Source organism: Rhodanobacter sp. OK091 (assembly GCF_900142825.1).
In the GTDB taxonomy this organism is placed as follows: Bacteria; Pseudomonadota; Gammaproteobacteria; order Xanthomonadales; family Rhodanobacteraceae; genus Rhodanobacter.
This window is the reverse complement of record NZ_FRCH01000002.1, coordinates 293,652-316,935: the sequence shown is the minus strand read 5'-3', so window position 1 is coordinate 316,935 and position 23,284 is coordinate 293,652. Positions and strand designations below refer to the sequence as shown.

General features: G+C 65.5%; 18 protein-coding genes. 9 read left to right on the top strand and 9 right to left on the bottom strand.

What is annotated here, in order from left to right; all coding sequences use genetic code 11:
• Window positions 1–226: 226 nt before the first annotated feature.
• On the bottom strand, window positions 227–2,173 hold the full coding sequence (locus tag BUA26_RS10970; RefSeq protein WP_255368279.1) for an acetyl-CoA hydrolase/transferase C-terminal domain-containing protein: 1,947 nt from the start codon (window positions 2,171–2,173) through the stop codon (window positions 227–229).
• Between the two features lie 66 nt (window positions 2,174–2,239).
• Here BUA26_RS10970 and BUA26_RS10965 point away from each other — a divergent pair, with 66 nt between their 5' ends.
• The 3 genes from BUA26_RS10965 to BUA26_RS10955 all read left to right on the top strand — a co-directional run bounded on the left by BUA26_RS10965 (window position 2,240) and on the right by BUA26_RS10955 (window position 5,792).
• A complete protein-coding gene (locus tag BUA26_RS10965) occupies window positions 2,240–3,679 on the top strand; it encodes a phospholipase D-like domain-containing protein (RefSeq protein ID WP_072760683.1) in 1,440 nt (479 codons plus the stop codon).
• Window positions 3,680–3,778: 99 nt separating this feature from the next.
• Window positions 3,779–5,146 (top strand): exodeoxyribonuclease VII large subunit, encoded by a 1,368-nt coding sequence (gene xseA, locus BUA26_RS10960; protein ID WP_072760682.1) that lies wholly within the window; start codon window positions 3,779–3,781, stop codon window positions 5,144–5,146.
• Window positions 5,147–5,252: 106 nt separating this feature from the next.
• Window positions 5,253–5,792 carry a DUF2058 domain-containing protein gene (locus BUA26_RS10955; RefSeq protein ID WP_072760681.1) on the top strand — a complete coding sequence of 180 codons (540 nt, stop codon included), beginning with the start codon at window positions 5,253–5,255 and terminating at the stop codon, window positions 5,790–5,792.
• 4 nt (window positions 5,793–5,796) lie between these two features.
• Here BUA26_RS10955 and BUA26_RS10950 read toward each other — a convergent pair whose 3' ends face one another.
• Both BUA26_RS10950 and BUA26_RS10945 read right to left on the bottom strand, forming a co-directional pair.
• Complete coding sequence (locus BUA26_RS10950) at window positions 5,797–6,189, bottom strand: VOC family protein (RefSeq protein ID WP_072760680.1); 393 nt, start codon at window positions 6,187–6,189, stop codon at window positions 5,797–5,799.
• On the bottom strand, window positions 6,186–6,587 hold the full coding sequence (locus BUA26_RS10945; protein WP_072760679.1) for an MmcQ/YjbR family DNA-binding protein: 402 nt from the start codon (window positions 6,585–6,587) through the stop codon (window positions 6,186–6,188). Before BUA26_RS10945 ends, BUA26_RS10950 begins: the two co-directional genes overlap by 4 nt.
• A gap of 185 nt (window positions 6,588–6,772) precedes the next feature.
• On the opposite strand from BUA26_RS10945, the gene BUA26_RS10940 reads away from it, so the two are divergent.
• The 3 genes from BUA26_RS10940 (at window position 6,773) to BUA26_RS10930 (ending at window position 13,053) form a co-directional block, all read left to right on the top strand.
• Window positions 6,773–7,378 (top strand): GNAT family N-acetyltransferase, encoded by a 606-nt coding sequence (locus tag BUA26_RS10940; RefSeq protein WP_072760678.1) that lies wholly within the window; start codon window positions 6,773–6,775, stop codon window positions 7,376–7,378.
• Between the two features lie 106 nt (window positions 7,379–7,484).
• Entirely contained in the window at window positions 7,485–10,958 is a 3,474-nt protein-coding gene (gene mfd / locus BUA26_RS10935) for a transcription-repair coupling factor (RefSeq protein WP_072760677.1), read from the top strand.
• A 340-nt stretch (window positions 10,959–11,298) separates the two neighbouring features.
• Window positions 11,299–13,053 carry a sensor domain-containing diguanylate cyclase gene (locus BUA26_RS10930; protein WP_072761542.1) on the top strand — a complete coding sequence of 585 codons (1,755 nt, stop codon included), beginning with the start codon at window positions 11,299–11,301 and terminating at the stop codon, window positions 13,051–13,053.
• A 4-nt stretch (window positions 13,054–13,057) separates the two neighbouring features.
• Here the strand turns inward: BUA26_RS10930 and BUA26_RS10925 are convergent, their stop codons facing one another.
• From BUA26_RS10925 to BUA26_RS10910, 4 genes are all read right to left on the bottom strand, one after another.
• Window positions 13,058–15,328 (bottom strand): thiamine pyrophosphate-dependent enzyme, encoded by a 2,271-nt coding sequence (locus BUA26_RS10925; protein WP_072760676.1) that lies wholly within the window; start codon window positions 15,326–15,328, stop codon window positions 13,058–13,060.
• Window positions 15,329–15,410: 82 nt separating this feature from the next.
• Window positions 15,411–15,908, bottom strand: a complete 498-nt coding sequence (locus tag BUA26_RS10920) for a nucleotidyltransferase family protein (protein WP_072761541.1) — start codon at window positions 15,906–15,908, stop codon at window positions 15,411–15,413.
• Window positions 15,905–16,453: a GNAT family N-acetyltransferase gene (locus BUA26_RS10915; protein WP_072760675.1), complete on the bottom strand. Its 549-nt coding sequence runs from the start codon at window positions 16,451–16,453 to the stop codon at window positions 15,905–15,907. The genes BUA26_RS10920 and BUA26_RS10915 overlap by 4 nt, the downstream gene beginning before the upstream one ends.
• A gap of 16 nt (window positions 16,454–16,469) precedes the next feature.
• Complete coding sequence (locus BUA26_RS10910; RefSeq protein WP_072760674.1) at window positions 16,470–17,639, bottom strand: acyl-CoA dehydrogenase family protein; 1,170 nt, start codon at window positions 17,637–17,639, stop codon at window positions 16,470–16,472.
• 137 nt (window positions 17,640–17,776) lie between these two features.
• On the opposite strand from BUA26_RS10910, the gene BUA26_RS10905 reads away from it, so the two are divergent.
• Complete coding sequence (locus BUA26_RS10905; RefSeq protein WP_072760673.1) at window positions 17,777–18,652, top strand: DMT family transporter; 876 nt, start codon at window positions 17,777–17,779, stop codon at window positions 18,650–18,652.
• A gap of 142 nt (window positions 18,653–18,794) precedes the next feature.
• On the opposite strand, the gene BUA26_RS10900 is transcribed toward BUA26_RS10905, so the two are convergent.
• Both BUA26_RS10900 and BUA26_RS10895 read right to left on the bottom strand, forming a co-directional pair.
• Entirely contained in the window at window positions 18,795–20,396 is a 1,602-nt protein-coding gene (locus tag BUA26_RS10900; RefSeq protein ID WP_072760672.1) for a hypothetical protein, read from the bottom strand.
• A gap of 289 nt (window positions 20,397–20,685) precedes the next feature.
• A complete protein-coding gene (locus BUA26_RS10895; protein ID WP_072760670.1) occupies window positions 20,686–21,639 on the bottom strand; it encodes a helix-turn-helix transcriptional regulator in 954 nt (317 codons plus the stop codon).
• A 92-nt stretch (window positions 21,640–21,731) separates the two neighbouring features.
• On the opposite strand from BUA26_RS10895, the gene BUA26_RS10890 reads away from it, so the two are divergent.
• Together BUA26_RS10890 and BUA26_RS10885 are read left to right on the top strand one after the other, a co-directional pair.
• Window positions 21,732–22,592: an NIPSNAP family protein gene (locus BUA26_RS10890; RefSeq protein ID WP_072760668.1), complete on the top strand. Its 861-nt coding sequence runs from the start codon at window positions 21,732–21,734 to the stop codon at window positions 22,590–22,592.
• Entirely contained in the window at window positions 22,589–23,227 is a 639-nt protein-coding gene (locus BUA26_RS10885; RefSeq protein WP_072760666.1) for a LysE family translocator, read from the top strand. The genes BUA26_RS10890 and BUA26_RS10885 overlap by 4 nt, the downstream gene beginning before the upstream one ends.
• Window positions 23,228–23,284: the final 57 nt, after the last annotated feature.

Sequence of the window (23,284 nt, the reverse complement as noted above, 5' to 3'; positions counted from 1 at the left end):
ATGCCTTTTCGCCAGGGCAGGATGCCCTGTCGAAAAGCCCGACCCCGGCTCACGGACTTGCCGCCCACGGATGGGCGGCAAGCGCCAAGCGGGGTGGCCTTCTCTTTTGGTTACTTTTCTCTTGGCCACACAAGAGAAAAGTGACTCGGGCGCCAGAGGCGCACGAAAGCTCTTCGCTTCAAATCAATCAACCCAAGAGCCAAGAGCATCGCCCACAAGCGGCCCCCTACATTTGCTTGCGGCGCAGCGCTGCCTGCAACAAGCGGCGCTGCAGACGATCGGCCAGCTTGACCGGATGAGCCAGCCCCATCCGCGCCAGCGCCTCGGCCTCATCAGCGGCCACCGCACCATGTCGACAGACGGCACGCAGCAACCGCCATCGGCCGCGCCAGTGGCTGCTGCAGGCTTTCAACCAGTTCAGCGCCGGCAGCAGGCGCTGCTCGACTTCGGTGAAGTCGCTGCCGAACGGAAACTGCGGCAGCAAGCCTTTCTGCTGGAACGGCGCCAGCGCCTCGTGCAGGTAGCGCGGAGAATGCCGACGCCAGGCTTCCAGTATCACGAAGTCCGCGGCCAGCTTGCGGTGTGCCTTCGCCTCCGCGCACAGCGCATCGAGAAAACGCGCGTCGCTGATCGACAGCATCGCCTCGACACACTCGCTGTCGCTCTTGCCGCGCAGGTCGGCCACGCCGTATTCCGTCACGTAGATGTCGCGCAGGTGGCGCGGGATGGTGGTCTGGCCGTAATTCCAGCGAATGTTGCTTTCGATCCCGCCACGCACCTGCCGCGTCGCGCGCAGCAGCAGCACCGAGCGGCCTTCCGGCAGTTCGTGCGCCATAGCCACGAAGTTGTACTGGCCGCCGACACCGCTGACCACGCCGCCATCGTCCAGCGTGTCGGACACCGCGGCGCCGAGCAGGGTCGCCATCATGCATGTGTTGAAGAAGCGCGCGCCGCGCCGCTGCAGCGTCGCCAGCACCTGGTGATCGCCGTACAGATGGTTGACGTTGGAGACCGGACCCATGTCGATCGCATCCGGATCGACCGCTTCGGTGGCGTCGAGCCATGCGTACAGTTCGCGCGAACCGAGAAAGAACGCGCCACGCAGATAATGTCCGCCCGGCACGTCGGCGGCCAGCCGACCGGCGGCCGAAGCACGCTCCAGCGCGAGATTGTCCCAGCTGCGCCGCTTCAGGATGCCGGCGCGCTGCAAGTGCATGAAGCCGTCCATCACCATCTCGCTGGCGCCATACAAGCCGGCCTGGAACGCAGCCAGGCCGCCCAGCCATCCGGCCAGCGCATGCGTGGCGCCGCGCCGGTCCAGCGCCACCAGCGCGCGTCGCCATACGGTGTTGTCCTGCTGGCGCAGCAGCAGCGCCTTGACCAGCGCGTCGGACAACGCGCCGATGCCGATCTGCAGGCAGCCGCCATCCCTGACCAGCGCACTGGCATGCAAGCCCAGCGCGTACTCGGCCAGGTCGACCGGCTGCCGCGGCAATGCGAACAGTAGCGGCGAAGTTTCCGGGCGCAGCTCCACGTCGAAATAGTCTTCGGCCACTTCGGCTTCGCCGCTCAGATACGGCAGGTCCGGATGCACCACCGCCACGCACAGCGGCCGCGGCTTGCCGGCGTCCTGTACCTGGCGCATGAAATCCAGAGTCAGGTCCGGATTGCACGACAAGCTGTAGCGCGCCCCGTCCGGCCCCTCGCGACGCGCCACCAGTTGCACCAGCAGGTTGATGTCCTGCACCACCAGATCGCGGGCGACGTGGGTGTAGTTCTGGCTGATATAGCTGCGCTGCGCACAGCCCGAATGCAGCAGCGCGCCGGACTGCAGGTAGAACTCATGCACTTCGACGTTCGAGGGCAACGCTCCGCGCGCCTGATCCAGCGCGTACTGCGGATCGACCTGATCGGCACCGAAGTGGCGCTCCAGGAACGGCCCGAGAAATCTTTGCTCCAGTCCCGGCGCCGGCTGCGGCCGGGTCAGCGACAGCGCGGTGTACAGACGCATGGACCGGATCGGATCGGCCGCGGTGTTCCGGTACAGCGCGTTGAGCAGTCCATGCGGCTTGCCCAGGCCCAGCGGCGCGGCAATGCGCAGATCCGCCCCCAGTTCGTCGGCGAGGTAGCGCGCGCATGCATCGGTATCGGTGTAGCGGTGCTCGATCTGCATGCACTGGATCATGCCAGAAGCTTGCCAACGACAACGCCGATACGGGTCATCGCCTAAACTCGACGCATGCCCATGCCACCGATCCATGCCACGCCGATCCGCCTGCTGGCGGAACAGGCGCTGAGCCGCACCGCCGGCGCGCCCTTGCTCAACGGTAATGCGGTGGAACTGCTGATCGACGCCTCCGCGCACTACGACGCCTGGCTGGCGGCGATCCGGGGTGCACGACAGCGAGTGCTGCTGGAGAACTACATCATCCGCAACGACGAGGTCGGCGTTGCGTTCCGCGATGCCCTGGTCGAGCGTGCGCGAAACGGCGTGTTTGTCGCTGTAGTGGTGGATTGGGTCGGTTGTCTGGGCCAGTCGCGCCATTCCTTCTGGGCGCCATTGCGCGCGGCCGGCGGCGAGGTGCGCGTGTTCAATCCGCCGCAGCTGGGGCAACCGTTCGGCTGGATCAGCCGCGATCATCGCAAGCTTTTGGTGGTCGACGGCGTGCACGGCTTCCTGTCAGGCGTATGCATCAGTGCGAAATGGCTGGGTGATCCGGCGCGCAATGTGCCGCCGTGGCGCGACACCGGTGTGGCGCTGCGCGGTCCCGTCGTGGCGGAGCTGGAGGCGACATTCGCGCAAAGCTGGCGTGAAACCGGTGCCGCGCTGCGGCAGTTTGTGCCCCTGCCGGAACCCGCCGCGGCCGTCGGCGATATCTCCCTGCGATTGATTGCCACCCAGCCGGCTACGGCCGGCATGTACCGGCTCGATCAGTTGATCGCGTCGATGGCGCGCAAGACGTTGTGGCTGACCGACGCTTATTTCGTGGGCCTCACGCCCTACGTGCAGGCACTGGTAGCGGCCGCGCGCGATGGCGTGGACGTGCGCCTGCTGGTGCCCGGCAGCAGCGACATCCCCGCGGTGGCCAGCATGTCGCGTTCGGGCTACCGGCCGTTGCTGAAAGCTGGCATCCGGGTGTTCGAGTGGAATGGCTCGATGCTGCACGCCAAGACCGCCGTCGCTGACGGGCAATGGGCACGGGTCGGTTCGTCCAACCTCAACATCGCCAGCTGGTTGAGCAATCGCGAGCTCGATGTGGCGGTCGAAGACGCCGACTTCGCCGACCAGCTCGCCGCGCAGTACGAACGCGATCTGGGCAACGCCACTGAAATCGTGCTGGCGGCGCCTCGCCGCCGTGGCAGCAGCGAGCGCGTACGCAGCAGCGAAACCCGACCGCGGATACCGCACGGCGGCGGCAGTTCCGGCCGCGCCGCCGCCGGTGCCTTGCGCATCGCCAACAGTGTCGGCGCCGCATTGACCAATCGTCGCGTGCTGGGCGACAGCTCCAGCGGCCCGCTGCTCGTCGGCACGCTGGCGCTGCTCACGCTGGCGGTCGTCGCGATCCTGTGGCCGGCCTGGGTGGGTTGGCCGCTGGGGGTGATGTGCGGCTGGTTCGCACTCAATCTCGGCATCCGTGCCTGGCGTCTGCGCGGGCAACGCGCAAACGATGGCGATTGAACGTCGCCAACTTTGCTTGAAGTGCTTCTTGCATTCCCTACCTCAAGCAGATGTTTTTTCACGACTTGATACGTTCGCCATGCTAGGCTCGCTCCCCTTATGCATGCGCCGTTCGACGACACGCCACGCCACGTTCTGACCCCCAGCTCGCTCAACCGGCTGGTGCGCGATCTGCTGGGCGACGCGCTGCCGCAGGTATGGATCGAAGGCGAGCTGTCGAACGTGGCGAAGCCCGCCTCCGGCCATCTGTACTTCACCTTGAAGGACAGCAGCGCCCAGGTGCGCTGTGCGATGTTCAAGCTGAAGGCATCCGCGCTGCGCTTCCGTCCGATCGACGGCATGCAGGTTCTGTTGCGCGCCAAGGTCGGCCTGTACGAGCCGCGCGGCGAATTCCAGCTGGTCGCCGAATACATGGAGCCCGCCGGCGAGGGCGCGCTGCAACGCGAGTTCGAGCAGCTCAAGGCACGGCTCAATGCCGAAGGCCTGTTCGAGCCCGGCCGCAAGCGCACCCTGCCCCGTTACGCGCGTCGCATCGGCGTGATCACCTCGGCCACCGGGGCCGCCGTGCGCGACGTGCTGAGCGTACTGGCACGACGCTGGCCGCTGGCCGATGTCGAAGTGCTGCCGGTGCCAGTGCAGGGCCGCGAGGCGCCGCCGGCGATCGTCGCGATGCTCAACAAGGCGTCCATCAGCGGCCGCTACGACGTGCTGCTGCTGACCCGCGGCGGCGGCTCGCTGGAAGACTTGTGGGCGTTCAACGACGAAGCGGTGGCGCGGGCGATCCACGCCAGCGCCGTGCCGGTGGTCTCCGCGGTCGGCCACGAGATCGACTTCAGCATTGCCGACTTCGTCGCCGACCTGCGTGCACCGACGCCATCCGCCGCAGCCGAACTGCTGGTGCCCGATGCGGTAGCGGTCGACCGTCACCTGCAGCAGTTGCAGCAGCGCATGCTGACCTTGCAACAGCGGCAGCTGCAGGCGCATGCGCAACGCGTCGATCATCTGCTGGCGCGCCTGCAGACGCAGCGACCGCAGGCGCGCTTGCAACGTGACCGAGAGCGGCTGCTGCATCTGCAGCGCCGCCTCACCGCAGTGCTGCGCGAACAGAGTCAGCTTCGTCACGTCCGACTGGAGCGGTTGCACGCGCGCCTGATGGCACAGCATCCGCGCGCCCGGCTGCCGTTGCTGGCACGCCGGCTGGCCGAACAGGATCAGCGCCTGCGCCGCGCCCTCGCACACGTCCTGGAACGCCGGCAGACCCGCCTGCGCCATGCCGGTCACGCGCTGCATGCGGTAAGCCCGCTGGCCACGCTGGAACGCGGCTACGCCATCCTGCTCGATGTCGAGGGCAAGGTCGTGCGCTCGGTCAGGGACGCAGCGATCGACATGAAGCTGCGCGCGCGTCTCGCCGATGGCGAACTCGCCTTGCGTGTCGACGCGAATGGAAGCGAGTCACCCCGAGACTGAGAGACCAGGCTGGGCGGAACAGCGCTTCGAATCAGGCAGCCTCCGAGAGCCGACACCCGCGCGTTACAATCTCCCTAGCAACCCTGCCTGTCTTTCTTTCATCACCATGCGCAATCCTCTGCAAGAACAACTGCTCAAGGCCGGACTGGTCAACAAGGCCAAGGCGGCGCAAGTGGTGCGCGAGCAGGCGAAACAGCGCAAGGGCAAGGCACCGGCGCCGCCGGGTGTCGAGCAGGTGGATGCACAGCGGTTGCAGGCCGAGAAAGCGGAGCGGGATCGCGCGCTGGCCGCCGAGCGCAACGCGCAGCTGCGTGCAAACGAGCAGCATGCGCAGGTTCGGCAGATCGTCGAAGCACACAAGGTCAAGCGCGAGGGCGAGATTGCCTATCGCTTCACCGACGGCGACACGATCCGCGACGTACTGGTCAACCAGGCGCTGCGCGCACAACTGGCCAGCGGCACGCTGGTGATCGTGCGTCACGACCAGGGCTATGAGCTGTTGCCGCGCGTCGCGGCCGACAAGGTCTACGAACGCGACGCGGCCATGATCGTGCTCGATCACGGCCGCGCAAAAACCGGCAGCGGCAACGACGCGGACGACGAGTACTACAAGCAGTTCGAAGTGCCGGACGACCTGATCTGGTAGCGCATCAACGCTTCAGTTCCAGCAAGTCCCAGCCATTGCCGTACAGATCATCGAACACGGCGACCGTGCCATAGGCCTCGTACCGCGGTTCCTCGCGGAAGTGCACGCCCTGGGCGCGCATGCGCTGCCAGTCGCGCTGGAAGTCGTCGGTATTGAGCAACAGGAATACACGACCGCCGGTCTGGTTGCCGATGCGCGAGGCCTGCTCGTCGCCTTTCGCCTTGGCCAGCAGCAGGCGGGTTTCGCTCGAGCCGGGCGGCGCCAGCAAAACCCAACGCTTGCCGTCGCCCATGTCGGTGTCCTCGATCAATTCGAAGCCAAGTGCGCGGGTATACCAGGCGATCGCCTCGTCATAGTCCGCCACCAGCAACGCCAGCGCGCCGAGATGCTGTTTCATTTTTTATCCGTCTTAAGTGTCGGCAGCGGACCGAGCTCCGCCTGCGATTTCCTGGTCAGTTTCGCGCGCACCAGCGTGTACGCGTCGAGGATGAACGCCGCCAGCTCGGCCGTGGCGAAACGCGACGGCTCGATGACCGAGATCCAGTGTGCGCGTGCCAGGTACGGCGCCGGAATCACGCCTGGTTGATCGGTGAGTTCCAGGAAACGGTCGTCGGCCACCTTGAACGACAGTCGGCCGCCCTCGCTGCCGTCCGACGGCATCACCGCGAACATCTTGCCACCGACGCTGAACACCGCGTCGATACCCCACTTGGTATCACGCGTGACGCCGGGCCAATGACGGCACAGCGCGTTCAGTTGAGCGACAGTGAGGCCGCTGGCTTGTTTGCGGCTCATGCCGTGCTCCGTGGGATTCGGCTCGTATTCTGCGGTGTGCCGCCGCTGCTGTCCGCCGATTTGGCGGCATCCCGTGCTGCAACACGATTTACATCGGTAGGGACATCATGCCGCAGCTAGTCATACGGTTCGTTATTGCAAATTCATGTTGCATTGCACACAATACGCAAAAGTACGGACGTCCCATGATTCCCGCCATCGACTTCTACGCCCCTTCCCGATTCGCCCCGTTGCCGCCGCGCAGCAGCGAGCGTTTTGCCCGCCCCCGCGTGGCGCCGTCGGCCCATGGCGAACAGGTACGTACGCAGGACGATCGCGAGTTGCTGCTGCGCGCGATCGAGCCCGGTGACGTGGCCGCGATGCAACGCTGCTTCAGCCGACTGTCGCCGGAAGATATCCGGCGCCGCTTTCTGCACGCCATGTCCGAACTGCCTGCGCCGATGGCACAGCGGATGTGCCGGATCGATCCGGCATTCGAGACCGCTTATGTATTGATGGATGAGTCGGTGCAGCCGGCGGAGATGCGCGGTGTAGGCCGGATCTACGTCGACGCAGCTACCGACGCGGCCGAGTTTTCGGTGCTGGTAGAACATGACTGGTGCCGTCTCGGCCTCGGCGCCCTGTTGATGCAGCGGCTGGTCGACGACAGCCGTCGTCGCCGCCTCGCCGAGCTGTGGGGTTACGTATTGCAAGAGAACCGTCCGATGCTGGACCTGTGCCACGAGCTGGGCTTCACCCAGCGGATGGTGCCGGACGAACCAGGCACTGCGCTGATCACGCTGAAGCTCTGATCGCGCCACTTGTACACAAACAGCCCCGGCCCGCCGGGGCTGTCGCGTTACACTTGCCCGCTTTCCCCGGCGCGGCTCGATGGCGGCGCCCTGAACACGCGTCCCTATGTCCAGCCTGATCAAGCACCCGCCCCTGCCCACCACCCCCAAGCAACGCCGCTACTGGACGCCACCCCACGGCTCCGCGCGGGCACTGCTGATCGCGGAAGCGGCACGCACCCACGACGGCTTGCTGGTGGCGGTGACCCGCGATACCCAGCGTGCACAGGCGCTGGAAGCCGAGCTGAACATCTTCGGCGGCGGCCTGCCCGTGCTGCATTTCCCGGACTGGGAAACGCTGCCCTACGACGTGTTCAGTCCGCATCCGGAAATCGTCTCGCAGCGTATCGCCACGCTGTATCAGTTGCCCAATGTGAAACGCGGCGTGCTGGTGGTGCCGGTGGCGACGCTGATGCAACGGATCGCGCCGCGCGCGCACATCACCGGTTCCGGGCTGGTGCTGGCCAGGCGCCAGAAGCTGGATCTTCTCGCCGAACAACGCCGGCTTGAGGCCTCCGGCTATCGCCATGTGCCGCAGGTGGCCGAGCCGGGCGACTTTGCGGTGCGCGGTGCGTTGCTCGACATTTTTCCGATGGGCACCGCCGAGCCGTATCGCATCGAACTGTTCGACGACGAAGTGGAATCGATCCGCAGCTTCGATCCGGAAACCCAGCGCTCGCAGCAGCAGGTGGAGAAGATCGAGTTGCTGCCCGCACGTGAGTTCCCGCTCACCGACGAGGCCGCGAAAGAGTTTCGCGGCAACCTGCGCGAGCGCTTCCCGATCGACGTGCGCCGCTGTCCGTTGTATCAGGATATGAAGGAAGGCGTGACGCCAGGCGGCATCGAGTATTACCTGCCGCTGTTCTTCCGGCAGACCGCTACGCTGTTCGACTACCTCGCCGACAATGCGCTGTTCGTACTCGGCGAGGGTGCCGGCGATGCAGCCGACCAGTTCTGGACGCAGACCGCCGAACGCTACGACCAGCGCGCGCACGACATCGAACGTCCGGTGCTGCCGCCGGCCGAGCTGTATCTGCCGCCCGAACAATTGCGCGAACAACTCAACAAACGGTTGCGCGTGGAAGTCGTCGACGCCGGCCATGAGCACGCTGTCGCCGCCGGCACCCAGCCCGCGCCGGAGTTGCCGCTCAACCGCAAGGGCGAGGAGCCGGGTACGTCGCTGCGGCATTTCCTGTCCAGCTATCCGGGGCGGGTGCTGATCACCGCCGACTCGGCGGGTCGGCGCGAGGCACTGATCGAAACGCTGGCCGGTGGCGGGATGAAACCGGACAACGTGGATGGCTGGACCGCTTTCCTCGCTACGGATGCGCAACGCTTCGCCATCACCATCGCAGGACTCGAGCAAGGCTTCGCACTCACCAAACCGGCGATCACCGTGCTCACCGAGCGCGAGCTCTACGGCGAGCGCGTGCGCAGCGAACGCGACCGCAAGCGTCGTCGCGGCACCGCGCGCGATCCGGAAGCGATCATCCGCGATCTCACCGAGCTCACCCTCGGTGCGCCGATCGTGCATGTCGATCACGGCGTGGGCCGCTACCAGGGCCTGGTCTCGATGGATGTGGGCGGCATGGATGGCGAGTTCCTCGTCATCGAATACGCCAAGGGCGACAAGCTGTATGTGCCGGTGGCGCAGCTCGGCCTGGTCAGCCGCTACTCCGGCACCGCGCCGGAACTGGCACCGCTGCATTCGCTGGGCGGCGACGCATGGGAACGTGCACGCAAGAAGGCCGCGGAAAAGGTGCGCGACGTCGCCGCCGAACTGCTGGCGATCTATGCGCAGCGTCAGGCGCGCGGCGGCGAGTCGATGCCGATCGATCGCCAATTGGTAGAGGAATTCGGCAGCACTTTCCCGTTCGAGGAAACACCCGACCAGGAAACCGCGATCGAAGCCGTGCTCGCCGACCTAGCCGCGCCGCGCGCGATGGACCGGGTGATCTGCGGCGATGTCGGCTTCGGCAAGACCGAGGTCGCGCTGCGCGCCGCATTCGCCACCGCCACCGCGGGCAAGCAGGTCGCCGTGCTGGTGCCGACCACCTTGCTGGCCCAGCAGCATTACCGCAATTTCGCCGATCGCTTCGCCGACTGGCCGGTGCGTGTCGACGTGCTGTCGCGCTTCAAGTCGGCCAAGGAAGTGAACGAGGCGCTGAAACGGCTCGCCGACGGCCAGATCGACGTGATCGTGGGCACCCACAAGCTGCTGCAGCCGGATATCAAGTTCAAGAACCTCGGCCTGGTCATCGTCGACGAGGAACAGCGCTTCGGCGTGCGCCAGAAGGAGCAGCTGAAGAAGCTGCGCGCCGAAGTGGATCTGCTGACCATGACCGCCACGCCGATCCCGCGCACGCTGAACATGGCGATGGCCGGCCTGCGCGATCTCTCGCTGATCGCCACACCGCCGGCGCATCGCTCGGCCGTGCGAACGTTCATTTCCGCCTGGGATCCGGCGACGATCCGCGAAGCCTTGCAGCGCGAACTGTCGCGCGGCGGCCAGGTGTACTTCCTGCACAACGAGGTGCAGAGCATCGAGCGCACCGTCCGCGAACTGGAGGAGCTGGTGCCCGAGGCGCGCATCCGCATCGCCCATGGCCAGATGCCGGAGCGCGAGCTGGAGGGCGTGATGGCGGATTTCCACCGCCAGCGTTTCAACGTGCTGGTATGCACGACAATCATCGAAACCGGCATCGACATCCCGACCGCCAACACCATCATCATCAACCGCGCCGACCGTTTCGGACTGGCGCAGCTGCATCAGCTGCGCGGCCGCGTGGGGCGCTCGCATCACCGCGCCTACGCTTATCTCGTCGTACCCGACCGCAAGTCGATCACCGCCGATGCACAGAAGCGCCTGGAAGCGCTCGCGTCGCTGGAAGAACTCGGCGCCGGCTTCACCCTGGCCACGCACGACCTGGAAATCCGCGGCGCGGGCGAACTGCTGGGCGACGAGCAGTCCGGCCAGATCCAGGAGATCGGTTTCGGCCTGTACACCGAACTGCTGGATCGTGCGGTGCGCGCACTGAAGTCGGGCAAGATCCCGGACTTCGACCTCAGCACCGAACACGAGACCGAGGTCGAACTGCACCTGCCTGCGCTGATCCCCGACGACTACCTGCCCGACGTGCACGCGCGCCTGACCTTGTACAAGCGCATCGCCAGCGCGCGCAGCGAAGACGACTTGCGCGACCTGCAGGTGGAAATGATCGACAGGTTCGGCTTGCTGCCGGACAGCGCCAAGCACCTGTTCGCCGTGGCCGGGCTGAAGCTGATGGCCACCCCGCTCGGCATCCGCAAACTCGACTTCGGTGCCAACGGCGGCCGCATCGTGTTCCGCGCGAGTTACCAGGGAAATCCGCCCGACGTCGATCCGATGCTGATCATCAAGCTGATCCAGCAGCTGCCGCGCGTCTATAAGCTCGATGGTCAGGACAAGTTGAAGATCACACTGGATCTTCCCGGCGCGACCGAGCGTATCCGCAGCGCGCAGGAAGTGCTGATACTGCTGGGTGCTCGCCGGCCTGGCTGAGCCAACCGGCAGAGCCCGGCGCAAGTGACCTTCCACGTCCGGATCGAACCGTTCAGGGGCCGCAACAAGCGACTGGCCGCCCCTATCATCGGATGCCGTGCCAGCTTCACGAGTGAGCAAGGCCGGGGCTCCGGGTCGTGCGCATCGACGCTGGCACGTCGCATGCTTGACATGTTCACAAGAGATGTGCAAGTTCGGATGTTGCCGTCCGGCCCGGCACGGAGCCCCTGGCTCGATGCCGCGCGGGCACCACACCGTTCGCTCGTGAATACGGCCGATCCGGCAAAAAGTACGCGTCATTCGCGATCTCGAACGAGATTGACAGAGCGGAGAGATGCAGATGAGGAAGCTGATCACATTACCGGGATCGGATCGCCGTTGGCGGTCATGGCCCGGTCTTGTGCTCAGCCTGCTATGGCTGGGTCTGGGTGCAGCCCATGCGGCTACTCCGTTGAACGGCGCCTGGCGCGAAGTCCGCACCAATGACACAGCGCAAGTCGTGCTCGCCGAATACCGCGCAGGCCAGCTGAAGAGTTTCGACCCCTCCCTGTTGCAGCGCTTTCCGCGCAGCACCGCCGGCAGCTGGGTGGTCATCGCATCACAGCCGCCCTGGGACAATGGCGAACGGGTGCTGACGATCTACCCGCCTCCGCTGAGCACGGCCACCGTCTTCGCCAACGGTGGCGAAACGCAGCCGGTGGCGCTGGCGCTGGATGACTTCAGTGCAGCGGCCCACGGCCACGGCCGGCTGGCCTGGCGGGTCCCGGCCGACCTGCCCGCGTCGGCACCGATCCTGCTCCGGTTCGAACCGTCCCCGACGCTGAGTGCGCCGGTGCGATTCCAGTTGCAGTCCTGGAACGAGTATCTCCAGCAGGATGCGCAGTGGCTGGTATTCGCCGGCGCCTGCTTCGCGGTGATGCTGGCGATGGTGCTGATGGCACTGTGCTTCGCGTTGATGCTGCGCGACGTCACCTATGCGTGGTACGCCGGTTACATCTTCTGCTACATGCTCATTCAGGGCATCCAGACCGGCTTCCTGTTCCACCCGCTGGAATGGAGCTGGCTGTCCGGCATGGCACCGCTGGCCGGGCCGGCGGCCGTGGCGCTGTCGGTGGCGTTTGCTTCGTTGTTCATGATGCGGTTCTGCGAACTGCAGCGTTACGCGCCGCTGCTGCGGGTGCCGATCGTGGCGCTGGCGGTCGGCATGATCCAGCTGGTCTTGATGCGCTGCAGCCATATCGCATTGCTGGTCGACGTGGCGCAAATCCTGCTCAATCCGCTGCTGATGATCGGAGCGGCGTTGCTGCTGGTCGCCGCCATCGTCGCCGCTGCGCGCGGTTCGCGCCAGGCGTGGTTTTTCCTGGCCGGCTGGACGCCGCTGTTGCTGCTTACTGCGATGACCAGCGCACAGGTCAACGGCGCGCTGCCGCAACTGGACTGGCTCAATGATGCGAGCCTGGCTGGCGGCGCGTTCGAGGCGATCGTGTTGTCGCTTGGCCTCGCCGATCGTGCACTCGGACTGCGCCATGACCGCGACATCGTGCGGGCGCTGGCCGATCATGACGCGCTCACCAACGTGCTCAACCGCCGCGCCTGGACCGAACGCGCCAGCGCCTTGCTGACAAACGGGCCGCCGCGGCCGATCGCGTTGCTGTTTCTCGATCTGGATCATTTCAAGCTGCTGAACGATCGTCAGGGACACAACGCCGGCGACCGCGCGCTGGTCGCTGTGGCGCAGGCACTGGCTACCGAGTTGCGGCCATCCGATCTGCTCGGTCGTTACGGTGGCGAGGAGTTTGTCGCCCTGCTCGATGGCACTACGCCGCAGCAGGCCATGCCGGTGGCGACCCGCCTGTGCCGGCGCGTGCATCGAATGGAAATTCCGTCCGGTGACGAATCGATGCTGCTCAGCATCAGCATCGGCGTCGCCATCTACCGGGATGGCGACGATGTGGAGTCGCTGGTCGAACGCGCCGACCAGGCCATGTACGAGGCCAAGCTCAGCGGCCGCAACCGGGTTTGCCTGCACGCCGACACCGTGCCGCCGAACGCGCCTCCCGGCCCACGGCTGCACATCGTGAAAAAGCGGGAGTAGCGACTCAGCGCTTCGCCAGCTCCCGCGCCGCAGCCACCACGTCGGCTTCACCCGGCAATACCAGCAAGGCCGCACCGGCCAGCGGCGTGAACGTATCCGCGCCGACCACGCGCCGCATCGGCGTAGCGCCACAGCCGCCTTCCACGATGGCGGTGACCACGCCTTCGCCCACGCCGGCACTCTTGCGCCCTTCGTCCAGCACCAGGATGCGCTTGGCGCTCTTTGCCTGCGCCGCGATGAAGGCATCGTTGAGCGGCGCCAGCCAGCGCAGGTCGACCACGCGCACCTGCCAGTCCAGCTCCTGCTCGATCGTGCGGGCGGCACGCAAAGCCATAGGCACGCCATTGCCGAAGGTAAAGATCACCAGGTCGTTCGCCGCCGCGTTGTAGATCCGCCCCTCGCCCAGAGTCATCGCCTGATCCGGTGCCGGATAGTCGTACTGCCACAGACCATCGCCGGCTTCGTACAGATCCTTGGTCATGTACAAGGCGATGGGTTCGAGGAACGCGCACACGCGGCCGTCGACCTTGGCCAGCGCCATCATCGTGCGCAGCATCATCGCCGCATCGTCGCCGCGGCTGGCGCAGCCGACCACCAGGCCGGGAATGTCGCGCAGCGCGGTGATCGAGTTGTCGTTGTGGAAGTGACCGCCGAAACCCTTCTGGTAGCCGAGCGAGGCAACGCGCATCACCATCGGATTGCGGTACTGGTCGTTGGAAAAGAACTGCAGCGACGCCGCCTCGCCGCGGATCTGGTCGCAGGCGTTGTGGAAATACGCCAGGTACTGGATCTCCGGCATCGGCAGCATGCCCATGTTGGCGTAGCCCTGGGCCAGGCCGAGGATCATCGTCTCGTCCAGCAGCGTGTTGAACACGCGGCTGCCCTTGAAGATCTTGTTGAGACCCTTGGTGACGGTGTACACGCCGCCCTTCTGCGCCACGTCCTCGCCAAACAGCAGCGCCTGCGGATACTTCGCCAGCAAGTCGTGCAAGGCCTGGCCGATCTGGATCGCCAGGTGCCGCGGCGGCAGTTTCTCCGGCAGCTTTTCCTCGCCGCCGAATACGGCGAGACGCTTCTCGGCATAGTCCGAGCGCGTGGCTTCAGCTTGCACCGCAGCCGGCGTATAGGGCGCCAGCGGCTTCATCACGTCGGCAAGCGAGGTCAGCCGATGCCGCGAATCCGCATCCTCGGCGGCGGCGAAGCAGCGCCTGCGAGTGGCCTCGTAAAGATTCAGCAATGCGTCCTTCGAGTACAGGCCGGACTCCAGCGCGATGCCGGCCGAGCGCAGCAACGGGTCGGCTGCCTCGACCGCGAACAGCTCCTCGACGCTGCGCCATTCGATCTCGAAATCGGTGCCGGCATGACCCATCACGCGAGTGGTCTTCAGATGCAGGAAGGTCGGCCGGCGCGTACTGCGGCAATGTTCCACCGCACGCTGCACCTGCGCGTAGCCTTCGGCCAGATCGAGTCCGTCGGCAAAGAAATAATCGAGGTTGGAACGATGCTGGAAGTTGCTGGCGACCCAGCCGGCCGGCGTCTTCACCGAGATGCCGATGCCGTTGTCCTCGCACACGAACAACACGGGTGCGGGCAGCTTCTGGTAAGCCGTCCATGCCGCTGCGTTGAACGCGGTCTGCGCGGTGGCGTGGTTGCTCGATGCATCGCCGAACGAGCAGATCGTGATGCTGTCGTCCGGAATCGGCAGTTGATGACCGATGCGGCGCGCCTGTTCGATCGCCACCGCCGTGCCCAGCGCCTTGGGCAGGTGCGAAGCGATCGTGGACGTCTGCGGCAACACCCACAACGGTTTGCTGCCCCATACCTTGTGGCGGCCACCGGAGGCCGGATCGTCCTTGCTGGCGGCGAAGCTCAACGCCGAATCCGTTACCGGGTCCATGCCCGGCAATTTGCGGAAACGCTCGGCCATGAAGCCACCGGAGCGGTAATGCAGAAACGCCGGATCGGTATGCCGGGTCAGCCGCGCCACCATCGCGTTGCCTTCATGGCCCGACGAGCCGATCGTGTAGAACACCTTGTTCTGCACGCGCAGCACGCGCGCCATCAGGTCGAGATGGCGCGAGATCAGCTGCGATTCGAGCAGCTCGCGAAAACCGCGTGCATCGAGCGCACTGCCCGGCAATACCGCCTCGCTGTCGCGCGGCGCGGCGCGCACCTCGCCCTGCCACAACTGCACGAACTCGATGAAATTCTGATCGACGATCTCGGCGCGATTGAAACCCTTGTGGCGGGCGCTGATGGCAAACGGCATGGACATGATGGCTATCGCTTGAATGAATGAGGAGTACGACGTTTTCTGTAGGAGCGACTTCAGTCGCGATCACTCTTGCCTCAAGTGATCACGGCCTCTCCTTGTGCAATGACTTCAGCAGCGCCGCACGCCGACTATCCTTGGGCCGCCCGAAACGTTCCAGCAGGTGGATCTGCTCCTCTACGGCGGGAATCGGCACGCGCAAACCGGCGACGTCCACGGCAATGATTTCCCCGATCCTCACCGGCTCCCAGCCGGCGCCGCCGGATACTTCGAGTCCACCCATGATTTCCACGGCCAGTCCCGGGAAAACGAAGCGTGCGAAGCGCGAGCGGAAGCGTTCGGCGCCGGCCGATGCCATGGTCGTCTCCAGTCGCTCCCGCCAGCGGTCTATCAGCGTTTCCGCATCGCGGGCACTGGTCAGCACGTCGAGATCGGCTACCGTCACCTTCGCCCCGATCAGCCACGCGGCGCCACTACCGATCAGGGTCCACGGATCACGGCAGTAGCGATGCAGATCCGGCACGCTCGCGGCGAGTACCTCGCGCAATGCCGCCGCCGTGTCGATGTCGGCGGATGCATTCATGATTGTGCGCGGCGCTTGCGCCATTGTTCGCGCGTCTGCGCCCAGATGTCGTTCGGCGAATCCTCGTACGGCGCCGGCAGCTTGCCGGGGCCGCGGCAGGTCGAGCCGAGTCGCTTGGCCAGCATCTGCGAAGCGTGGTTGTCCGGATGGATCGAATGGATCATCTCGCTCCAACCCAGCCGATCGAATGCCCAGTCGATCGCCGCGATGCAGCCTTCCAGCGCGTAGCCCTTGCCCCAGGCGGCGCGCGCCAGCCCCCAGCCCACCTCGGTACCGGGCCAGTCGACCGGATGCCAAGGCCCGAGCCGGCCTATCCATTCCCCGCTGCTTTTCTCTATCACCGAGAACATCGCGAAACCCTGGATCGACCAGGCACCCGCCAGGGTCAGGAAGCCGCGCCAGGCGGCGGCGCGCGATTGCTGGCCGCCGATGAACTGTGCCGCCTGGGCATCGGCCATGTTGGCCGCATAGGCATCGAAATCCTCCGCCCGGGGTGGACGCAGGATCAGCCGCTCGGTTTCGATGCGCAGCGAATCGGAATCCATGTGCCGCCGCCCCGTTTCAGAATGCGTTGATGCCAGTCAGCTCGCGGCCGACCACCAGCTCGTGCACGGTCTCGGTGCCTTCATAGGTGATCACCGATTCCAGATTCAGCGCGTGACGGATCGCACCGTGTTCCGTGGTGATGCCGGCACCGCCGAGGATGTCGCGGCACTGGCGCGCGATGTCGATCGCCATGCGGCAGTTGTTCCACTTGGCCAGCGACACCTGGGTGGGCTGCATCTTGCCGGCGTCCTTCAGGCGACCGAGCTGCAGCGACAGCAGCTGCGCGGTGGTGATGCGGCGCGCCATGTCGGCCAGCTTCAGCTGCACCGCCTGATTGGAGGCCAGCGGGCGGTCGAACAGGATGCGCTCCTTCGTATAGTCCAGCACTTCCTTCAAGCACGCCTGCGCGGCGCCGATCGGTCCCCAGGTGATGCCGTAGCGGGCCTGGGTGAGGCAACCCAGCGGCCCCTTCAGACCCTTCACGTTGGGCAGCCGCGCACTGTCCGGCACGCGCACGTTGTCGAAGAACAGCGCCGAGGTGACCGAGGCGCGCAGGCTCATCTTCTTGTGGATTTCCTGCGCCTTGAAGCCGGCCGTATCGGTGGGCACGACGAAGCCCTGGATGCCGTCCTCGGTCTGCGCCCACACGATCGCGATGTGCGCGAGGTTGCCGTTGGTGATCCACATCTTGGCGCCGTTGATGATCCAGTCGCCACCGTCCTTTTTCGCGTGCGTCTTCATGTTGGCCGGATCGGAACCGCCGTGCGGCTCGGTCAGGCCGAAGCAGCCGATCACTTCGCCGGCCGACATCCGCGGCAGGTACTGCCGCTTCTGTTCCTCGCTGCCGTAGGCAAAGATCGGATACATGCACAGCGAGCTCTGCACCGAGGCGAAGCTGCGCAGGCCGGAATCGCCGCGCTCCAGCTCCTGGCAGATCAGGCCGTAGCTGACCCCATTCATGCCGGCGCCGCCGTATTCCTCGGGAATGGTTGCGCCGAGCAGGCCGAGAGCGGCGATCTCCGGGATCAACTCCCTCGGGAAACGGGCCTGATCGAAGCAGTCGCCGATGATCGGCAGCACTCGCTCGTCGACGAAGCGGCCGACGGTGTCCTGCACCATGCGTTCCTCGTCGGTGAGCAGCGAGCGGACATCGTACAGATCGAGCGGATTCAGACTGACAGCCATGGAAGCTCCGGAGACGGGCGCGTAAAACCGTTATTGTAGCGCGGGACCCGGTGGCATAAAGGCGACCGCCCCCAGGCCGGACGCGGCATGCCGATCTCCTCTGGCCGTCACCCTCCTCCCCCCAAAAGCGGAAATCCATGTTCAAAGGTGTCTTGCTCGGTTTCATGGCATTCGCGGCCTATGCCCTGAGCGACGCGTTCGTGAAATCACTGCGGGGCTCGCTGCCGGCATACGAAGCCGTGTTCTTCGGCGCAGCGCTGGGCCTGACCGCGCTGCCTTTCATCAAGGCGCGCGGCGACCGCTGGCGCGAGGTGCTGGTCGCGCAACGTCGCGGCCTGTATCTGGTGCGTGCCATTGCCGGCGCGGTGGGCAGCGTTGCCGCCGTGATCGCCTTCACGGCGCTGCCGATGGCGGAGGCTTTCGCGCTGATTTTCCTTTTGCCGATCTTCGTCACCATGCTGTCCGTGCTGGTGCTCAAGGAGCACGTCGGGTGGCGCCGCTGGTCGGCGGTGGTCGCCGGCTTCATCGGCGTGCTGGTGGTGCTGCGGCCCGGCTTTCGCGCACTCGGTATCGGCCACCTCGCCGCCATCATCTGCGGCCTCGCCGGCGCGATCTCGATGATCGCCTTGCGTCTGGCCGGGTCGCACGAGAAACGCCTCACCTTGTATAGCGCCGGCATGGTCGGCTCGACGCTGCTCACCGGGGTGCTGATGCTTTCCCGTTTCCGCTGGCCGGACCTGCACCAGTGGCTGCTCCTGCTCGGCTACGGCCTGCTCGCGGCGCTCGCCGCCGTGTTGTTGATGCTGGCCACGCAGAAAGCGCCCGCCAACCACGTCGCGCCCACCCAGTACAGCCAGATGTTGTGGGCAGTACTGCTCGGCTATGTGCTGTTCCACGATGAACTGGACTGGCCGATGGCCGTCGGCATCGCGATCATTCTCGGTGCCGGGATGTTCACCTTCGTGCGCGAAGAGAAGGTCACGCGCTGGTGGAAGCGCATGCGTATGGTGTGACGGCAGGCCTGCACGACGATTCGTCGAATACATCGGTCCGCATTTAAGGCGCCATGAAGAAACATGGCCACCCGAAGGAGGCCATGTTTCTCGTCACGCATCGACAGCCGTCCAGCCTGCGCGGCTGGACGGCACGTCTCGCTTACTGGCAGGTCGGGAACTTGAACGACCCGATGCGCGTGTTCCAGTTGAATGAGCCGGTGTTCTTCAGATACTCGGTGGTGTACCAGAACGTGCAGTCGTCGACTGGATCGACGGTCATGGCACTGTAATCGCCCCAACGCGCCAGGTTATTGCCGCTCTGCGAACCGAGCCCTTCGATGATGCTGCTCTCGGACTGCATCGTGCTCAGCGCGTCGGTTGCCAGACGACCGGTGTAGCGGATCGCCGGATGGAGCGCACTGCTGGATACGCTGTAGCCAAGCGCCATGTCGCCCACCTTGTCCATCGCCACCGAACCCATCCAGCGATAGCTGGTGTCCGGCGTGAAGGTGGACTGCTGGTACACCGTCGGCGTGCCGCCGGGGCTGCGGATCTCGTACCAGCGCACCCCGCTGTACGGGTTCTTGTGCGTGGTGCCGACCTTGACCGAATGGGTGACCACCAGCGATTCATGGTTGGTGAAATTGCGATAGGCCAGGCGGAACATGAGGCGGTCGGCCAGCGAATCGAGCTTCTGGCTGACGCCGGACTGCGGAATGCAGGTACCGCCGCCGCAGGCTGCGGCGAACGAGGCCACCGGGATGTTGAGCGGACCTGTCAGCGTGGTGTTGGCGGTGTTGGCCCAGTCGACATGGAACTTCCACAGGTTCAGCGAGCTCGCGCCGAAGTTCATCAGATAGTTCGGCGAGCCGGCCGGCGGCGCGGTGGCGCCGTCGAGGTCCGCCGGCAGCACGCCGCCGTAACTCGAAGACAACTGGAAGCACTGCTGCGTGGCCGCTGCGCCGCTCAACATCGCGTTGCGGTCGTAGGCGCACAGCTTCGCGCCGGCGAACGTATTGCCGTTGAACATGTTGAACGTTTCGTAATAAGCATCCGGCCAGACGCCCATCTTCGGGTAGTCCGGGAAGATGCTGCCGTACGGGAACGCATAGCGGTAGTAGGCACCGGTGGCATCGCTGGTCGCCGATACCGCCACGCACTGGTAGTACGGCGCAGCGGTCACCGCGAACTGGGCGACGATCCAGCGGCCGGCCGCCTTGTCGTAGACCACGGTGGCATCGCCATCGTTGTCGGCTTCGCAGGGACCGCCGAAGCCGGACCACAACGTGTTGGTCGCCACCGGACCGTAAGTCACCGCCTTGGTCGACTTGTCGAATACGGCAAACGCGCTGTTGACGATCTGCACGTACTGGGTCGCACCGACGGCGCCGTTGGTATCCGGTGGAGCGCTGTTGACGGTGAACGTGCCCTGCGGCCCGCTGAAGCCCTGGCCCACGCCGTCGAAACCGGCGCCAAGCGAGGGAGCGAAGCTGCCCGTACCGGAACCCTGCACGGCCCCATCGGTCTGGTTACCCGGACCATCCAGGAACGGCAGCGGGTGGGCCGGATGCGCGTGCGAGTTCTTGACGAAATCGTCCGGTCGCGGCATCACGCCGCGCAACGAGTGCAATGTGTCGTGCTGTACGGCCGGAGTGACCTCGGGCCCGGTGGTGGTATCGGTGGCATTCACGCTGCTGGCAGCAGCGAGGCCGATGGCGACACACAGCGCAAGGCTGAGGCCGTTGGCTTTGGGCAATGGCATGTATTTCCCCTCCAGAAAGGTCGTTGAACTTTCTCGAACCGGGTGTACATACGACGAGCCAGTTCCTGTCGCTACCGGATCGCAATGTTCACCGGGGTGCCTCTCCGCATCGCAACACGCCTTGTCGCGACTCCCCCCGGAGAGTGCCTAAGCATATGAGTCAACGACGTTTTCGGCAAATTTTTTAGTTCGTTGCCATTTCACGCGGACGTCACGGAGCACCGCATATCGGCGCGGAACAACGACCTGGACGAGGTCGACGGACCGATCGCCCATCGTTGCGTCGCGATCATCCCTCGGTCATTGCGTGCAACCGGGCCGCGCAGATCCTGAGTTCCGTGCGCAGGCCTGCTGGCGTGCGGATCTCGAAGTCGAACGGGAGGCCGGCGAGCTGTCGCGCGAACCAGGCCAGATCATCGGCACCGGTGCGCAGAAGCACCCCGTCCTGCGTGGGCTCCAGCAAACCGAACGCAAGCGAAAACGCGCGGCGCGCCGTCTGCAGGTCCGTGCGCAGCAGTACCTCGATCGCATTCGCGTGCGGAATCGCCGCGATGCCGCGCACCAGCTGATCCAGCGGGTCGAAGCCGGCTGGCCTGCGGAATGGCCGATCGAGCTGGTTCACCTTGCCGATGCGATCCAGCCGGAATGTGCGCAGGCCGTGACGCAGATGGCACATCCCCACTGCGTACCAGGCACCTGCCCGGTAGGCGAGTCCGTACGGATCGAACTCGCGGTCGGTGCGCACGCCCTGGGCCGATTCGTAACTCATACTCACACGCCGCTCTGCCTGCGCCGCACCGGTCAGTGCAATCAGCGCCGCATTGCTGTCCGGCGTGCTGGCGGAAGGCAGCAGGTCGACCTTGACCGTATCGGCGATCGCGCCTACGTGCCGCTTCAAACTGTCAGGCATCACGCGGGCGAGCTTGGCCTGCGCGCTTTCCACCGCCGGTGCGGCCTCGGCCAGGCCCAGACCACGCGCCGCCACCATGCCCACCGACAGCGCTACCGCCTCATCGTTGGTGAACATCATCGGCGGCAGCTTGAATCCGGCGACCAACATGTAGGCGCCGTGGCGGCCGCGCTCGGCCGTCAGCGGAATGCCGAGGTCTTCCAGCATCACGATGTAGCGCCGCAGCGTGCGCACATCGACGCCAACCCGCCGCGCCAGCTCCGGACCGCTCATACGGCCGTGGCTTTGCAGCAGCTCGAGTACAGCCAGTACGCGTGTAGTGGGCCGGGCCATGGTCACGATTGTACTGGCCAATCAGGGCGAAATTTGACCTGTATGGGTCTTAACGTGTCCGGCACACCATCCGACAGTCCTGGGGATCTCTCGTGAAGCCTTTCGAACGACTGATATGCGGCATCGTCCTGCTCGGCGCATTCGGTGCGGCGAGTTCAATACACGGCAAACCCACCAGCGGAACCATCACCATGGAAAGCGTGCAGCACCTGCGGGACTACCAGGCCATCGAATTTCGCCGCTACGTCACGAGCCAAGGCGAGCGGTCGCACTTCGTCAAATATTTCGACACGTATTTTCCCGAAGCCCTCGAGCAACTCGGTGCGATGGTGTTCGGGCAATTCATGGAGCGGGACCATCCCGATCGCTTCACCTGGCTGCGCGGCTTCCGCGACATCAATGCACGTCCCGTCGTCAACGCGGCTTTCTATTACGGGCCGTTGTGGAAGGAGCATAGGGTCAAGGTCAACGCGATCCTGCCGGATAGCGACAATGTGATGCTGCTGCGGCCGCTGCATGCCGACCAGGGCGTCAAGGTGCTGCCGGCGGTCGATCCGGTGACCGAAGAACACAGTGCGCAAGGCATCGTGGTGGCGCAGATTTTCGCGGTGAAGAAAGGCAGCGAGGACGCGTTTGCGCATCAGGCAGAGGCCGCATTTTCCGCCTACCGCGTCGACGGCGTGCATCCGGCCGGCGTGCTGGTGACGCTGGATGTGCCGAACAACTTTCCGCAGCTGCCGATACGCACGGACGGCCCATTCCTGATCTGGCTCGGTGTGGTCAAGGACGACGCCACGCTGGACAGGCGGCTCGCGCCGCTCCTGACATCGGCGGAAAAATCGCTGGCGGACTCCGGCCTGTTGCGTGGCGCGCCCGAACGCGTGGTGATGGACCCGACCCCACGTTCGCGCCTGCGCTGGCTGTCCGACACGGCCGCCGGGATAACGCCATGAACCACTACGAACAACTATGGCTGTTCTTCGTCCTGGTCTTCGGCATCGTGGTGCTGCCGGGCCTGGACATGGCCTTCGTCATGGGCAGCGCACTGGCCGGCGGGCGCAGCCGCGGCTTCGCCGCCGTGGCTGGAATCATCGCGGGCGGGATCTGCCATGTGCTGATGACGGCGCTGGGCATCAGCGTGCTGATCAAGCTGGTCCCTGGCGCCTTCAACGCCTTGCTGCTGGCCGGAGCGCTGTACATCGGCTGGATCGGCATGTCGCTGATGCGCAGCGAATCCTCGTTTGGCCTGCACCCGGACACCAGGCTGCGCTCGCGTGCGGCGACCTTTCGGCAAGGCATGCTGACCAGCCTGCTCAACCCCAAAGCCTATCTGTTCATGCTGGCGATCTTCCCGCAGTTCCTGCGCCCGGACTACGGCCTGATCTGGCTGCAGGCCCTGGTCATGTGGCTGATCATCGCGCTCAACCAGTTGTGCGTTTATGGGGGCGTGGCCTTGATGGCCGATCGCGCGCGACGATGGCTGCACGGCAAGCCTGCCGCCGGGATAATGGCAACGCGCTGCGTGGGCGCCTTGCTGATCGCGGCGGCGATGTTCACCGGATTCGAGGGTTGGCGCGGCCTGCATTAGGGGCGCCCTAAGTCCATCGCGCCGTACAGGCACGAATGGCGACCGGCATGTTTCGCC